General features: G+C 65.5%; 14 protein-coding genes. 6 read left to right on the forward strand and 8 right to left on the reverse strand.

The window, feature by feature from the left end:
* Window positions 1–72: 72 nt before the first annotated feature.
* Window positions 73–636 (reverse strand): molybdenum cofactor biosynthesis protein B, encoded by a 564-nt coding sequence (gene moaB / locus QY049_RS33100; RefSeq protein ID WP_258762834.1) that lies wholly within the window; start codon window positions 634–636, stop codon window positions 73–75.
* Between the two features lie 162 nt (window positions 637–798).
* Window positions 799–1740, reverse strand: a complete 942-nt coding sequence (locus tag QY049_RS33105; protein ID WP_194477317.1) for a neutral zinc metallopeptidase — start codon at window positions 1738–1740, stop codon at window positions 799–801.
* 405 nt (window positions 1741–2145) lie between these two features.
* Between QY049_RS33105 and QY049_RS33110 the strand changes: the two genes are divergently transcribed.
* From QY049_RS33110 to QY049_RS33120, 3 genes are all read left to right on the forward strand, one after another.
* A complete protein-coding gene (locus QY049_RS33110) occupies window positions 2146–3276 on the forward strand; it encodes a site-specific DNA-methyltransferase (protein ID WP_301270405.1) in 1131 nt (376 codons plus the stop codon).
* A 126-nt stretch (window positions 3277–3402) separates the two neighbouring features.
* Window positions 3403–3729, forward strand: a complete 327-nt coding sequence (locus QY049_RS33115) for a hypothetical protein (RefSeq protein ID WP_194477319.1) — start codon at window positions 3403–3405, stop codon at window positions 3727–3729.
* Window positions 3730–3860: 131 nt separating this feature from the next.
* Window positions 3861–4541: a glutathione S-transferase family protein gene (locus QY049_RS33120; protein ID WP_258762836.1), complete on the forward strand. Its 681-nt coding sequence runs from the start codon at window positions 3861–3863 to the stop codon at window positions 4539–4541.
* 96 nt (window positions 4542–4637) lie between these two features.
* Here QY049_RS33120 and QY049_RS33125 read toward each other — a convergent pair whose 3' ends face one another.
* The 3 genes from QY049_RS33125 to QY049_RS33135 form a co-directional block, all read right to left on the reverse strand.
* Window positions 4638–7181, reverse strand: a complete 2544-nt coding sequence (locus QY049_RS33125; RefSeq protein WP_301270406.1) for an HWE histidine kinase domain-containing protein — start codon at window positions 7179–7181, stop codon at window positions 4638–4640.
* The gene (locus QY049_RS33130) at window positions 7178–7762 is read right to left on the reverse strand and encodes a biliverdin-producing heme oxygenase (protein WP_258762838.1); all 585 of its coding nucleotides are present in this window, start codon (window positions 7760–7762) and stop codon (window positions 7178–7180) included. The genes QY049_RS33125 and QY049_RS33130 overlap by 4 nt, the downstream gene beginning before the upstream one ends.
* Window positions 7763–7870: 108 nt before the next feature.
* The gene (locus QY049_RS33135) at window positions 7871–8317 is read right to left on the reverse strand and encodes a nuclear transport factor 2 family protein (protein WP_258762839.1); all 447 of its coding nucleotides are present in this window, start codon (window positions 8315–8317) and stop codon (window positions 7871–7873) included.
* 91 nt (window positions 8318–8408) lie between these two features.
* On the opposite strand from QY049_RS33135, the gene QY049_RS33140 reads away from it, so the two are divergent.
* Window positions 8409–9323, forward strand: coding sequence for a LysR family transcriptional regulator (locus QY049_RS33140; RefSeq protein WP_258762840.1), 915 nt, complete (start codon window positions 8409–8411; stop codon window positions 9321–9323).
* Window positions 9324–9443: 120 nt separating this feature from the next.
* Here the strand turns inward: QY049_RS33140 and QY049_RS33145 are convergent, their stop codons facing one another.
* Complete coding sequence (locus tag QY049_RS33145) at window positions 9444–10064, reverse strand: glutathione S-transferase family protein (protein WP_258762841.1); 621 nt, start codon at window positions 10062–10064, stop codon at window positions 9444–9446.
* A 128-nt stretch (window positions 10065–10192) separates the two neighbouring features.
* On the opposite strand from QY049_RS33145, the gene QY049_RS33150 reads away from it, so the two are divergent.
* Window positions 10193–11470, forward strand: coding sequence for a flavin-dependent oxidoreductase (locus QY049_RS33150; RefSeq protein WP_258762842.1), 1278 nt, complete (start codon window positions 10193–10195; stop codon window positions 11468–11470).
* A 206-nt stretch (window positions 11471–11676) separates the two neighbouring features.
* Here the strand turns inward: QY049_RS33150 and QY049_RS33155 are convergent, their stop codons facing one another.
* Both QY049_RS33155 and mutY read right to left on the reverse strand, forming a co-directional pair.
* On the reverse strand, window positions 11677–12099 hold the full coding sequence (locus QY049_RS33155; RefSeq protein ID WP_258762843.1) for a PaaI family thioesterase: 423 nt from the start codon (window positions 12097–12099) through the stop codon (window positions 11677–11679).
* A gap of 51 nt (window positions 12100–12150) precedes the next feature.
* Window positions 12151–13269 carry an A/G-specific adenine glycosylase gene (mutY, locus tag QY049_RS33160; protein ID WP_258762844.1) on the reverse strand — a complete coding sequence of 373 codons (1119 nt, stop codon included), beginning with the start codon at window positions 13267–13269 and terminating at the stop codon, window positions 12151–12153.
* A gap of 122 nt (window positions 13270–13391) precedes the next feature.
* Here mutY and QY049_RS33165 point away from each other — a divergent pair, with 122 nt between their 5' ends.
* Window positions 13392–13883, forward strand: a complete 492-nt coding sequence (locus tag QY049_RS33165) for a DUF721 domain-containing protein (protein WP_194477329.1) — start codon at window positions 13392–13394, stop codon at window positions 13881–13883.
* The last annotated feature ends 62 nt before the right edge of the window (window positions 13884–13945 follow it).

The raw sequence follows: 13945 nt of genomic DNA on the forward strand, positions 1-13945 counted from the left end.
TGAACGAAACGAGAATTGTGTTACCCATGTCGTCGGTTTGATCTGTTACCTATGTCGCCGGTTGCTCAAAGGTCACGCCGTCGCGCCCTGCGCTTTCGGCCGGCGCAGATGCTCGTCGAGCCGCGGCATGATTTCGACGAAATTGCAGGGGCGCGTGCGGTAGTCGAGTTGCGCCGCCAGGATGCCGTCCCAGCCGTCGCGGCAGGCGCCGGGGGAACCCGGCAGGCAGAAGATATAGGTCGCACCAGCGACGCCCGCGGTGGCGCGGCTCTGGATCGTCGAGGTGCCGATCTTGGCGTGGCTCAGCATGTGGAAAGCGATGGAGAAGCCGTCCATGCGCTTCTCGAACAGCGGCTCGATCGCCTCGGGCGTGACGTCGCGCCCCGTGAAGCCCGTGCCCCCGGTGGTGATAACGACATCGACGCCGGCATCCGCAACCCAGCGACGGATGACGGCGCGGATCGCCTCGACGTCATCGGTGACGATCTCGCGCGCGGCGAGATGGTGCCCCGCCGCGGTGAGGCGGTCGACGAGGGTCTGGCCGGATTTGTCATCCGCGAGCGCACGCGTGTCGGAGACGGTGAGTACCGCGATGTTGAGCGGGATGAATTGCTTGGATTCGTCGATCGAGGCCATTGGTGCTCCCTCTCGTGTCCCGGACGCAGCGCAGCGCGTCAGCGTTGCATCGCAGAGCCGGGACCCATTCCTAACAAACCAGGCGCGACCGGCATTGTGGGCCCCGGCTCTGCAGCGCACCGCTAAGAAGCGCTGCGCTGCGTCCGGGGCACGAGACCTGCGCTACGGCCCGCCGCCGCCGAACGTATTGCAGGCTTGCAGCGAGCCCTGCTGGTAGCCGGTCATGAACCACTGCTTGCGCTGCGCGGCAGAGCCGTGGGTGAAGGAGTCTGGCACGACGCGCCCCGTGGCCTGACGCTGCAGCGTATCGTCGCCGATCGCGCTCGCGGTGGTCAGGGCGGCGTCGATGTCGCCGGCCTCGAGGAAGTTCGGACGCTTCTTCGCCTCGCGATTGACCCAGACGCCGGACAGACAGTCGGCCTGCAACTCGACCTTGACCTGAAGCGCATTGGCCTCGGCCTTGCTGCCGGCCTGCTGCTGCAGCCGCGTCACCTTCGGAATGATGCCGAGCAAATTCTGGATGTGATGGCCGGCCTCATGGGCGATGATATAGGCCGACGTGAAGTTGCACGCAGACTTGCCGGAGCAGCCGCGGAAGCGCGTCTCGACCTCGCGGAAGAACGCGGTGTCGAGGAAGATGGTGCGGTCCGGCGGACAGTAGAACGGCCCCATCGCCGACTCGGCCCGGCCGCAGCGGCCGCCATTGGTGGCGTTGCGGAACAGCACGACCTTCGGGCCGGTGTAGGACTGGCCGCTGGCCTGGAAGATCTCGCTCCAGCGATCGTCGATTTCGCCGAGGATGCCGGAGATCATGCTGCCCATCTCGTCGGTCGGCGCGCCGCGCTTGGCCTGCGACGACGGACGGTCGCTCTGGTAGCTCGGCGCCTGGCCGCCGCCGGTGAGGATCTCCGCGCCGCCGATCAGGATGCGCGGATCGATGCCGAAGGCATAGCCGACCAGGCCGAGCACGATGATGGTTCCGATGCCGAGGCCGCCGCCGCCCATCGGCAGGCCGAACCCGCCTCCGCCGCCGCCGAGCCCTCCGCCGCCATCGTCGCGACGATCCTCGATGTCGTCGCTGCGGCGGAAATCATCGTAGCGCATGGCAGGCTTCCCTCGGGTCTTGATGGCGTCAATTGGGCGGCGCGAAAACCGCTGGAGCTCAACGCGCCACATACGTAAAATTTCCGTTGCCTTAATCAATATCGTGGCCGGCAAAAATTGCCTAGTGCGACGGCATCGTCGCATCAGCAATTTTTTCCGAGGGCCATGCATTTTTTTCCGAGAGAAATTTGACCGCCGCAAGGCCGCCCCGGCGCGGGGAAAGGCGAAAGACACTGCAAAACACGGCAAATGCGCGCAAGCATCGGCTCACACAACCCGGTCGCCGGCCTGCTCGCGAAAGCGGCGGGTTAAGTCGATTTTTACTTTGCCGCTTCATTGTAACGGTCAGTCGGTTGTTTGGTCCCGCGTCGCCGACAGCGTCGCCTGAGTCAGAGTTCTTGAGTCATGGTAGTGTCGCGTCGCGGGGCGTCTGCAAAGGCGCCCCGCACAAATTTCGAGTCTGCCTCGCACAGCATCATCCTCGGCGATTGCGTCGCCGAGATGTCGAAGCTTCAGGCGGGTTCGGTCGATCTGGTGTTCGCAGATCCACCCTACAATCTCCAGCTCAAGGGCGATCTCAAGCGCCCCGACGAATCCCATGTCGATGCCGTCGACGACGACTGGGACAAGTTCGATTCCTTCTCCGCCTATGACGATTTCACCCGCGCCTGGCTGCTGGCCGCGCGCCGCGCGATGAAGCCGTCGGCGACGATCTGGGTGATCGGTTCCTATCACAACATCTTCCGCGTCGGCGCGATCATGCAGGACCTCGGCTTCTGGCTCCTGAACGACATCGTCTGGCGCAAGACCAACCCGATGCCGAATTTCCGCGGCCGCCGCTTCACCAACGCGCACGAGACCATGATCTGGGCCGCGCGCGACGAGAAGGCCAAGGGCTATACCTTCAATTACGAAGCGCTGAAGGCGGCCAACGAGGACGTGCAGGCGCGCTCCGACTGGCTGATCCCGCTCTGCACCGGCGAGGAGCGTCTCAAGGGCGCCGACGGCAAGAAGGTGCACCCGACGCAGAAACCGGAAGGCCTGCTCGCGCGCGTGCTGCTGTCGTCGTCCAAACCCGGCGACCTCGTGATCGACCCCTTCAACGGCACCGGCACCACCGGCGCCGTCGCCAAGCGTCTCGGCCGCTCCTATATCGGCTTCGAACGCGACAAGACCTACGCGAAGGCAGCGGAGGCGCGCATCGCCGCGGTCGAGCCGCTGCCGGAAGAGAGCCTCGCCCCGTTCATGACCGCGCGCGAGGCCCCGCGCGTGGCGTTCTCCGAGCTGATCGAGCGCGGCATGATCATGCCCGGCACGAAGCTGTTCGACGCCAAGAAGAAGCTCGGCGCGCTGGTCCGCGCCGACGGCGCCATCATGTTCGGCGACAAGGTCGGCTCGATCCATCGCATGGGCGCGGTGGCGCAAGGCGCACAGGCCTGCAACGGCTGGACCTTCTGGCACGTCGAGACCAAGAAGGGTCTCAAGCTGATCGACGAGCTCCGCGCGGAGATCCGCGCCGGCATGGCGGCGGAATAGTTTCCGCTCCCTATCGTCATTCCGGGGCTCGCGCTCCGCGCCCGCGCAACGACGGCGGTGGTTGAAAGCCGCGGCCATCAGCACTAGATTCGTCCGATCTGTCCCGCCACCGACCGGTTGGCTCCCATGCGACGACAGTCCGAGACATTGCTGCTGGTGCCGCTACTGCCGATCTTCCTGGTCGGCATGTTTCCGATGTTCCTGATCGCGCTGCTCGGCTTTTTCGGCCTCGCCATCTTCGGCGTGCTGGTGATCTGCGTCGGGCTTGCCAGCAGCAACGAGGCACGTGACAATTTCAATCACGACGTCATCGTCAACGGCTATGCACGGAGATCGGAGCGCGCGGCGCAGGCCTCCGACATGCATCTCGCCGTAAAGCTCGGACTGCGGCTGGAGGCCGTGGGTGCGGCCATGATCGTTACGGCGGCGATCGGCCTTTGTTACGCCGGCTGATCTGCGCCCCGCGCAGATACCGCCCGGCAAACTCGCCGGTTGCTCTCACGGACGAGGTTCAGGCAAGAGAGACCGCCGCGCGGCAATGATGCTGCGTCCGCTGTTGGCCACCAAGGCCGGGGAGACGCCAGATGCTCAAATTCTATTTCAACGGATCGCCGAACCCGACCAAGGTCGCGCTCTTCCTGGAAGAGGCCGGCCTGCCTTTCGAGCCGATCAAGGTCGACACACGCAAAGGCGAGCAGTTCGCGCCCGATTATCTCAAGATCAATCCGAACGCCAAGGTGCCGGCGATCGACGATGGCGGCACCATCGCGTTCGACAGCAACGCCATCCTGCTCTATCTCGCCGAAAAGACCGGCAAGTTCCTGCCCGCCAACCGCGCCGAGCTGCTGTCCTGGCTCATGTTCGTGGCGACCGGGGTCGGGCCGTATTCGGGCCAGGCCGTCCATTTCAAGCATTTCGCGCCGAAGGACCAGAACCACGACTACGCCCATAACCGCTACCAGTACGAGACCGATCGGCACTACAAGATCCTCGACGCCCATCTCGCCGGCCGCCGCTACATGGTCGGCGACGCCTACTCGATCGTCGACATGGCGCTGTGGGGCTGGGCGCGGATGGTGCCATTCAAGCTCGGCGACGACGCCTTTGCGCGCTATCCGAACGTGAAGCGGCTGATCGACGAGATCTCGGCGCGGCCCGCGGCGAGCCGCGCGATCGCCCTGAAGGACAAGTTCACCTTCAAGGCCGAGATGGACGACGAGGCGCGCGCCAACATGTTCAAGCACATGACGACGAAAGTGGCCTGATCAGGCTGTATTCGACTGCGAGGCCACGCGCGTGCGCGTGGCCTCTTGCTTTCAGACAGGGTGGATTGCCGGTGATCTTCCCGATAGTGCGGCTCGTCAGGCCGTCGCCTGCTGCAATTTGCCGAGCGCGTTCTCGACCACTTCCAGCGTGTAGGGCTTCTGCACCACGGGTGCGGAAGCCAGATCGACCGGGATCGGCGCGCGCTCGCCGTAGCCGGTGGCGAAGATGAAGGGCACGCCGATCTCCTTCAGCCTCAAGGCCACCTTGATGCTGCTCTCATTGCCGAGGTTGAGGTCGAGCAGGGCGAAGCTCGGCCGCGTGCGCTCGATCGCGCGCAGCGCCTGGTCGACGCTGGCCGCCGTGTCGACATGACGCGCCCCGAGATCGAGCAGGATCACCTCCGCCGCCATGGCGATGATGAGATTGTCCTCGACGATCAGGGCCGTGTCGGAAATGCGGGGACGGGCGGGCTGCTGTTCCTCTACGCGCATGGCGGCTCCTGCGATTGACGGCACCAGCTCGACGAAGTTCGGCGGGATGACGAACCTCGCCTGTACGCCGAGCAGGTCGAAGCGGATCTCGGCTTCGCCCTTGAGGTCGAATGGGACGGACCGCTCGATGATGGTGGTGCCGAAGCCACGGCGCGACGGCGGCTGCACCGGCGGGCCGCCGCTCTCCTTCCACTCGATCTCGAGGCTCGAATTCGGGTCGACGCGCCACACCACCTCGACCTGGCCGGTGGAATCGGCAAGCGCGCCGTATTTGGCGGAATTGGTCATCATCTCGTGGACGACCAGCGCCAGCGTCGCGAACGCCTTCGGATCGAGCGCCACGTCGGGTCCGACGATCTTCACGCGGTCGGCGCGCGCGCCGAGATAGGCGCCGGCCTCGGATTCGAGCAGCGTGCGCAGCGCCACCGGCGCCCAGTTCAGATTGGTGATCTGGTCGTGGGCACGCGCCAGTGCCTGGATGCGGCCGCCGAGCACGCCGGCGAATTCGTCGACGCTTCTGGCGGTGTCCTTGCTCTGCGCCACCAGCGCGCGGACCAGGCTCAATATGTTGCGGACGCGATGATTGAGCTCGGCAATCATCAGCTCCTGCCGTTCCTGCGCACCGCGGCGCTCGCGCGCGGCAAGATCGGACAATTGCAGGATCACCTCGAGCAACGTGACGCGCAGGCTCTCGGCGATGCGGATGTCGGCCGCCGACCACGGCCTCGACTGGCCCGCCACCGTCTCCTGCCAGAGCTCGAAGCTCTTGCGCGGCGTCAAACGCGACCCGTTCGGGCCCTCCTCGTAGACCTTCTCGGGCGCCCCCGCCCAGGTCACCGAGCGCAGCACCTCGCGGCGGAAGAAGATCAGGCAGTCGCGCGGGGTTCGCGAGATCGGAATGGCGAGAAATCCTGCCGCACGGTCGCGAAACACCTCGCCGGCCGCATAGAGCTTGGCAATCTCCGCACTGGCGCAGATTCGTCCCGGCGAAGTCCGGTTGATGAAGGCGACGAGCTCTTTCACCTCGCCCTCGGTCGGCGTGTCGCCGTCGAGCGTGATCCTGTTGTCCGACCAGATCGCGACACCGTCGCAGGCGATCATCCGGCGGTAATCGCCGACGAAATCGACGATCGCGCGCCGGCTGTGCTCGTGCGTGCCGGCGGTTTCGATCAACCGCTCCTGGATCTTCTGGGCGCCGGCCTCATAGGCGACGTCGCCCTCGCGCTCCCGCCCCTCCACGATCCAGGAAAACATCTGCCCGAACAATTCGGAGGCCGTACGCTTCTCGAACGAGATGTAGCGCGACGAATAATGGTGGCAGGCGAACAGCCCCCACAGCTTGCCGTCGCGCAGGATCGACACCGACATCGAGGCGGCGACGCCCATGTTGCGCAAGTATTCGATATGGATCGGCGACACCGAGCGCAGCACGCTCATGGACAGATCGAGCAGCCCCGCATTGTGCGTAGCCGTCGACAGCAGCGCGGCCGGCCTGGCGTCGATGTCGGCGATGATGCGCAGCCAGTTGCGCTGGTAGAGGATGCGCGCCTGCCTGGGGATGTCGGAGGCCGGATAGTGCAGGCCCAGAAACTTTTCCAGGCCCGCTTCCGCAGCTTCCGCAATCACCTCGCCCGATCCATCGGGGTGAAACTGGTAGACCATGACGCGGTCGAAGCCGGTCAGAACCTTCAGCTGGCGCGCCGCCTCGCGGGCGAGCTCGGTCATGCCGCGGGTCTTGCGGATGCGATCGAGCATCAGCCGCACCAGCTCGCCGGAATTGACGCCCGCTTCGATCACGCTGGGCTCGGCCTCGATCACGAGATAGGCGCCGGAAAAATGGATCGAGAGATCGTAGAGCGGCCGGCCCGCCTGGATCTCGACGCCGAACACGCGCTCGGTCGCATCAGGCCCGCCGAGCTGGTCGACGCGGTTGCGGATGGTCTCGATCGCGCCAGCAGAGAAGACTCCGGCAAGCGGCCGCTGCAGGAGGTCGGCGACGTCGCCGCCGAGGAAGCTGCCGGCGTTGTCCGACGCCATGCAGATCGTGAAGTCCGACAGCAGCGTCAGCAGGAAGCCGAACGGCTGCACATTGCCGGGGATGTGGATCGGCTCGCGATCGCAATTGGTGAGATTGACCGCCTCGTTCATGCGCGATCCGCCGCCCGCTCGAACGCGGCAAACGCGCTGCGCGCCGCTTCGATGACCTCGTCCTCGTCACAGCCCACGTCACTGGCGAGCTTTGCCAGAAAGCTCTGCCACAAGCGCTTTCCGACACCATGGCTGAGATAGGCCGTGGCCTCGCCGATGCGCGGATCGGCCGCATCCGCGATCGTCTTCAGCAGAAACCTGGCGCCGAGGCGGGAGCCCTCCAGCACGTACATCGTGCCAATGATCCCGCCGGGAGTCAGTGGCGACACTGACACGGTGGCCTGCGCCTCCCGGCCGAGCTGATCGAGGTCGGCCCCGATTGCAGCGCTGCGTGTACGCTCCGGCCAGTCCGGAAACATCCTGGCGACGCCGGCGTCCACCAGCGCCGCTTCGAGCGGCAGCAGCGCGCCCGCGCTTGCCTGAAGGAAACGACGATAGCCGGAGAAGACGGTGAGATCGAACGCGGACATCTGAGCGTCGAGTTCCCGATGTGCAGTCGCGGTCGCATCTCTCAATCGTTCGCCGAGTCCGGGACAGCTGCGGCCCACCTGTATCGAAACGTCCGAAGCCCCAGCCAGCATGAAATTCCCAACGCGCGCGAAGCCGGCGCGCGATTGCCCCGGAAACGAACGAACGCAGGCGGGAGAAAAAGGTTCCCGCCTGGTTCCAGCCTCTCCGGGCGGCAGTTTCTAGCGCGCCGCGGCCGGCCGGGCCGATTGCGGGAAAAGCCCGAGCGCCTTCTCGGTCAGAACGGAGTCGCAATACTCCCTGATCTCCTTGATCTTGCCGTTCTCGAACCGGAACACGAGGCAATAGTCGTTGTCGTAACGCACGCCTTCAGGCGTGACGTTGTCGCCCTTGGCCTCGACGACGACGATGTCGCCATCGGCGATGAAGCGCTCGGCGATCGTGCGCGTCCGATCGCGCAGGCGGGTGCGCACATAGCCGTGCAGATCGTTGAGGATCGCGTCCTTCCCGGCGAAGGTGCGCGACCAGGAATACTGCCCGGTCACGATCCATCGGGCATCGTCGGCAAGGCTTGCCGTGAACAAGGCGCGATCCCGCACCGCCTGATCGGGGCTGGCGGCAGCGGCGAAAATATCCTGCATCAGTTTCTTGTTGGCGCTCGCGCTCATGGCGGCATCTCCGTTTGGTGGCAACACGGAGAACATCGCCGTCCCAAGACAATTCTTCAAATCGATAGGGAATATGATAACTATTCACCTCATGAATTTGAATTCGCTCGATCTCAATCTGTTGACCGCACTCGACGCGCTGCTGCGCGAGGCCAATGTCAGCCGCGCCGCCCTGCGCATCGGGCTGTCGCAGCCGGCGACGAGCCATGCGCTGCAACGCCTGCGCGACATCTTCGGCGACCCGCTGCTGGTGCGCACCGGCGCGCGGATGGAGCTGACACCGCGGGCGCAAGCCTTGCGCGCGCCGCTGGCGCAGGCGCTCGACCAGGTGCGCGGGCTGTTCGTGCCCGAGGAGTTCGACGCCGCGCGCAGTGAGCGCGCGTTTCGGCTGATGATGCCAGATCTCGCCGTCGAGCTGCTGATGCCGCCCTTGATGGGGAAGGTGACGCGCCTTGCGCCCAACGTCCGCATCGACGTCGTGCCTTGGCGGGGACCTGCGATCTTCCACGCCGAATTCGCCCGCACCATCGACCTCGTGATCTCGATCGGCAACGCCTTCAAGGGATTTCACCGCCAGCTGCTCTACACCGACAGCGACGCGCTGGCGGTGCGGCGTGGCCATCCCATGGGCGCCAGGCTGAAGCGGCGCGAGGCGTTCCTCGCCGCGCGGCATGTCGGCGTGGTCATCCGCGGCAATGCTGAGGATCTCATCGACACATGGCTGCGCACCAAGGGCATCGAGCGGCACATTTCGCTGGTGGTGTCAGGCTATCTCGAAGCCCTGCACGTGGCCGCCCGCACCGACCTCGTCGCCTTCGTGCCACGCCGGCTGATCGCGGCGCTGTCGAAGCAGCTCGGCCTCGTCACGGTGACGCCGCCGCTCGATCCCGGGATCGACGAGCAATTCCAGTTCTATCCGACCCGGGCGCAGATGGATCCGGGCTCGATCTGGCTGCGGCGACTGATGCTGGAGACCGGGCGGGAGATGGAGAAGAAGCCTTGGTAGGGTGGGATAGACCTGCGAGCCGCGCAAAGCGCGGTCCACTGGGCGTAATCCGCCACTTCTGTCTTCTGCGGAAATTGAAGAGGTGGGTTACGCTTCGCTAACCCACCCTACAAGATCGTCTCACGCCTTCTGCGCGTCCATCACCTTGCGCACGGCGGAGCGATCGGACATGCGCTTGAAATGGTCGGCAATCTTCGGCGTGGCGTTGATGTCGACGCTGTCGCCCTCGAGCCAGGTCGAGAGCGTGTAGAGATAGGGATCGCAGACCGTGAATTGATCGCCCATCACCCAAGGTCCCCTGAACATCTTCTGTTCGATCAGGGAGAAGCAGGCGCCCATGGTCTTCGGCACCATTGCCTTCATGTCGGCGAACGAACTCTCCTGCGTGGCCCAGCGGGCGCCGCGCATCTTGTGGGCATGGTTGATGTGCACGGTCGAGCAGAGATAGGAGTTGAACGACTGTACCTGGGCGAAGTCGAAGGGATCGTCGAGCGGCGCGAGTTTCGCCTTCGGGAAGGTTTGCGCGATATAGGCCAGCATCGCCGGCGTTTCGGTGAGGACGCCGCGGTCGGTCACCAGGGCCGGGACGCGGCCCTTCGGATTGATCGCGAGATAGGCCGGGCTGTTCTGCTGATTGTCCTTGAAGCTCAGCCGTTCAGCCGTGTAGTCGGCGCCTGCCTCTTCCAGGCTGATGTAGGTGGCGAGCGCGCAGGTGCCGGTGGCGTAGTAGAGCTTGAGCATGTCGAACCTCATGGGAAAGCTGGAAATTAACGGCTGTCCGTGGCCAGGTCTATAGCACGAAATCCTCTTCGCAGTTGCCCACGGCCGCCCGCCTGTGCCAAGACGCCTGCAAGTGGAGGGGTCTTGTCATGACGGTACTCATCGCCGGCGGCGGCATCGGCGGGCTGACGCTTGCGCTCAGCCTGCACGGAATCGGCGTCCCCGTGAAAGTGTTCGAGAGCGTCGCGGAACTGAAGCCGCTCGGCGTCGGCATCAACGTGCTGCCGCATGCGGTGCGCGAGCTGATCGAGCTCGGGCTGCTGGACAAGCTCGATGCCAGCGGCGTGCGCACCCGTGAGCTCGCGTACTTCTCCAAGCACGGCAAGCCGATCTGGAGCGAGCCGCGCGGGTTGGAAGCCGGCTACAAATGGCCGCAGTTCTCGATCCATCGCGGCACGCTCCAGCAGCTCCTGCTCGACACCGCGGTCGAGCGGCTCGGCCGCGACAACATCCTGACCAGCCATCATCTGACGGGCTGGACCGAGACGGCCAGCGGCGTGCGCGCCGACTTCATCGACAAATCGACCGGCAAGGCCGCCGGGACTTACGAAGGCGCGATCATGGTCGCCGCCGACGGCATCCATTCCGCCGCGCGAGAAAAGCTCTATCCCAATGAAGGCCCGCCGATCTGGAACGGTCGCATCCTCTGGCGCGGCGTGACGCCGGCCAAGGCCTTCCTCACCGGCCGCACAATGATCATGGCCGGGCACGAGATCTTGAAATTCGTCTGCTACCCGATCTCGAAGGAACCGGACGCATCAGGCAACCACCTGATCAACTGGGTCGCCGAGCGCCACATGCCGCCGACCTATCAGTGGCGGCGCGAGGACTATAACCGCACCGCGCGGCTGGAAGAGTTCTTGCCCTGGTTCGAGAGCTGGCAGTTCGACTGGCTCGACGTGCCCGGCCTGATCAGGAACTGTCCGCACGCCTACGAATATCCACTGGTCGATCGCGATCCGGTCTCGCAATGGACCTTCGGCAAGGTGACGCTGATGGGCGATGCCGCACATCCGATGTATCCGATCGGCTCCAACGGCGCCTCGCAGGCTATCCTCGACGCCCGCACCATCACGCGCGAGATTTTGACGCACGGCCCGACGACGGAAGCATTGCTCGCCTATGAAGCCGAGCGAAGGCCTGCAACCACCGACCTCGTGCTGCTCAACCGCAAGAATGGCCCCGAGCAGGTGATGCAGCTCGTCGAGGAGCGCGCGCCTGACGGCTACAAGGTCGTCACCGACGTGCTGTCGCAGAAGGAGCTGGAAGACATCGCCGCGAACTACAAGCGCGTCGCGGGCTTCCAGGTCGAGGCGCTGAACGCCAAGCCGCCGATCGTGAGCAAGGATGCCCGCGCGAGGGTGTGAGGTTTCCGAGCACGATGCACGTCAACGCGCCCTCGCCCCTTGTGGGAGAGGGCAGCGACGCAGGTAGACACAGACTCACTCGGGTGAGAGGTATCTCTCCGCGCGTTCACTTCTCGCGATTGAATTCGCGGAGACATACCCCTCATCCGGCGCTTCGCGCCACTTCCCCCACAAGGGGGGAAGGAAGAGGAACGCGCGTCGCCGCACTATTTTCCTACCACCCTCGCCGCCTCCAGCAACCGCTCGCTCGCGCTCGCCGTTGCCAGCACCGTGCCGTCCTCAGCCACCAGCTTGGCCTCGACGAACGCAATGGTCTTGCCGAGCTGCGTCACCTTGGCCTCACCAACGATCGGGCCAGGCTTCGCCGGCGCCAAAAAGTTCACGGTCATGCTGATGGTCGTGGTGTAGAGCCGGCCCTCGCTCATCACCAGCACCGCCGGACCCATCGTGTCGTCGAGCATGGCGGAGAGCATGCCGCCCTGGATGAATCCCGCAGGGTTGCAGAACTCGGGTCTGCCCTCGAAGCCGAGCTTGATCCAGCCGTCCTCGGGACGGGCATCGAGCAGGCGCCATCCGAGCAGTTCGGCGCAGGGCGGCCTCTTGAAGTTGTCGAGTGCGGTCTTGACCATGGCAGCCTCCATATCGCGCGCTGATAGCGCAACGCTGCTGCCAGCATGCTGTCAGGAGGATCGGCCCGATGCTGGGGCCAACGCATGCGCAATCACCTTGCGCATGACATTGGGCAGCGCCTCGCCGGACAGCGTCGCGATCGGCACCCAGCGCATGCCTTCGGGCGCGCGCGTGCGGGCCTCGGCCTTCGCCGTGTAGACCACGAGCTCCAGCGGAAAATGCGTGAAGACGTGGGTGACGACGCCGACCTTGCGTTGCCAGCGCGACAGCCCCTTCATGGCAGGCGCCTGCCCTTTCGCCGTCGCGTCCTCCTGGCCGGCGAGCCAGTCAGAACCCGGCACTTCGGTCATGCCGCCGAGCAGGCCCTTCTCGGGCCTCGAGCGGACCAGCAACTCGCCGCCGCGGGTGACGACGAAGGCGGCGCCACGCCGCAGCGTCCCGCTCTTCTTCGGTGCCTTGCGCGGAAACGTCTCCTGCGTACCCAGTGCACGCGCCGTACAATCCGCAGAGAACGGGCATAGCGAGCAGGCCGGCTTCTTCGGCGTGCAGATCGAGGCGCCGAGATCCATCAGGGCCTGCGCGCTATCGCCGGCGCGAGAATTCGCCAGCAGCGTCGCTGCCAGTTGCTGGATCAGGGACTTTGCCTGCGGCAGCTCTTCCTCGACCGCGAACAGGCGCGACACCACGCGCTCGATATTGCCGTCGACAGGCATGGTGTGGCGATCGAAGGCGATCGCCGCAATCGCTGCAGCGGTGTATGGGCCGATCCCCGGCAGCGCGCGCAGGCTCTCCTCGGTATCGGGAAAGGAGCCGCCATGCTCGCGCGTCACCGCGACGGCGCAGGCGTAGAGATTGCGCGCGCGCGAATAGTAGCCGAGCCCGGCCCACATCCGCAGCACGTCATCAAGCGAAGCGCTCCCGAGCGCCGTAACGTCAGGCCAGCGCGCGACGAATTTTTCGAAGTAGGGCCCGACCGCCTTCACCGTGGTCTGCTGCAGCATGATCTCCGACAGCCAGACGCAATAGGGATCCGACGCCTCCCCGGGCGCGGCGCGCCAGGGCAGCCGGCGACGGTGGCGGTCGTACCATTGGAGGAGCGCAATCGGACGCGACGCGGTCTCCGGCTGACTGGGTTCCGATTTCGCCTTAGGGGCGGATTTGAGGCTCATGCTCTGACTGTAGCGACAACCCACCGGCCTCTCCACGCCATGCCCGCGCTCGTCGCGGGCATCCACGTCTTTCTTCGCTGCAGGGAGTCTGCCGGCCGCACGTCGGGGTGCTATAAGGCCCCATGGCCAAATTCCCACCCAAACCCGGCCCCATCAGCGCCAAGCCGCTCGGGATCCTGCTCGACGACGTCTTTGCCGAAGCCTATGCCAAGCAGGGATTTGCGGCGCGCGAGTTGGTGACGCGGTGGGCGGAGATCGCCGGGCCCGAGATCGCCGCCCATGCCGAGCCGCTGAAGATGCAATGGCCGCGCCCCGTGGAGGGCCAGCCGCAGGAGCCGGCGACGCTGGTGTTGCGGGTCGAAGGTCCGATGGCACTGGAGATCCAGCATTCCGCCGACGTCATCCTGGAACGGGTCAACCGCTTCTTCGGCTGGAGCGCGGTCGGCAAGCTCGCCTTCCGCCAGGCCCCCCTGTCGCGCGCCCGGCGCCCGGTGCGTCCCGGCCCGCCTGACCCCAAGGTCGTCGCCAAGGTGGCGGAGGGCCTCGGCGACATCGCAGACGAAGAACTGAAGTCGGCGCTGGCGCGGCTTGGGGCCGCCATCAAGCGAAATTGAGCCTCATTCCGGAGCCAATCTGGACCCCTCCTTGCCGCTCACCATTGCCTCAAACCACGTTT

The organism is Bradyrhizobium sp. WYCCWR 13022, from assembly GCF_030435535.1.
GTDB lineage: Bacteria > Pseudomonadota > Alphaproteobacteria > Rhizobiales > Xanthobacteraceae > Bradyrhizobium.

Excerpts from the sequence above, each read along its gene's own strand:
- moaB (WP_258762834.1), bottom strand. The coding sequence starts at position 636 with ATGGCCTCGATCGACGAATCCAAGCAATTCATCCCGCTCAACATCGCG.
- QY049_RS33120 (WP_258762836.1), top strand. The coding sequence starts at position 3,861 with ATGCTCAAATTCTATTTCAACGGATCGCCGAACCCGACCAAGGTCGCG.
- QY049_RS33115 (WP_194477319.1), top strand. The coding sequence starts at position 3,403 with ATGCGACGACAGTCCGAGACATTGCTGCTGGTGCCGCTACTGCCGATC.
- QY049_RS33125 (WP_301270406.1), bottom strand. The coding sequence starts at position 7,181 with ATGAACGAGGCGGTCAATCTCACCAATTGCGATCGCGAGCCGATCCAC.
- QY049_RS33145 (WP_258762841.1), bottom strand. The coding sequence starts at position 10,064 with ATGCTCAAGCTCTACTACGCCACCGGCACCTGCGCGCTCGCCACCTAC.
- QY049_RS33135 (WP_258762839.1), bottom strand. The coding sequence starts at position 8,317 with ATGAGCGCGAGCGCCAACAAGAAACTGATGCAGGATATTTTCGCCGCT.
- QY049_RS33130 (WP_258762838.1), bottom strand. The coding sequence starts at position 7,762 with ATGCTGGCTGGGGCTTCGGACGTTTCGATACAGGTGGGCCGCAGCTGT.
- QY049_RS33165 (WP_194477329.1), top strand. The coding sequence starts at position 13,392 with ATGGCCAAATTCCCACCCAAACCCGGCCCCATCAGCGCCAAGCCGCTC.
- QY049_RS33110 (WP_301270405.1), top strand. The coding sequence starts at position 2,146 with ATGGTAGTGTCGCGTCGCGGGGCGTCTGCAAAGGCGCCCCGCACAAAT.
- QY049_RS33155 (WP_258762843.1), bottom strand. The coding sequence starts at position 12,099 with ATGGTCAAGACCGCACTCGACAACTTCAAGAGGCCGCCCTGCGCCGAA.
- mutY (WP_258762844.1), bottom strand. The coding sequence starts at position 13,269 with ATGAGCCTCAAATCCGCCCCTAAGGCGAAATCGGAACCCAGTCAGCCG.
- QY049_RS33105 (WP_194477317.1), bottom strand. The coding sequence starts at position 1,740 with ATGCGCTACGATGATTTCCGCCGCAGCGACGACATCGAGGATCGTCGC.
- QY049_RS33150 (WP_258762842.1), top strand. The coding sequence starts at position 10,193 with ATGACGGTACTCATCGCCGGCGGCGGCATCGGCGGGCTGACGCTTGCG.
- QY049_RS33140 (WP_258762840.1), top strand. The coding sequence starts at position 8,409 with ATGAATTTGAATTCGCTCGATCTCAATCTGTTGACCGCACTCGACGCG.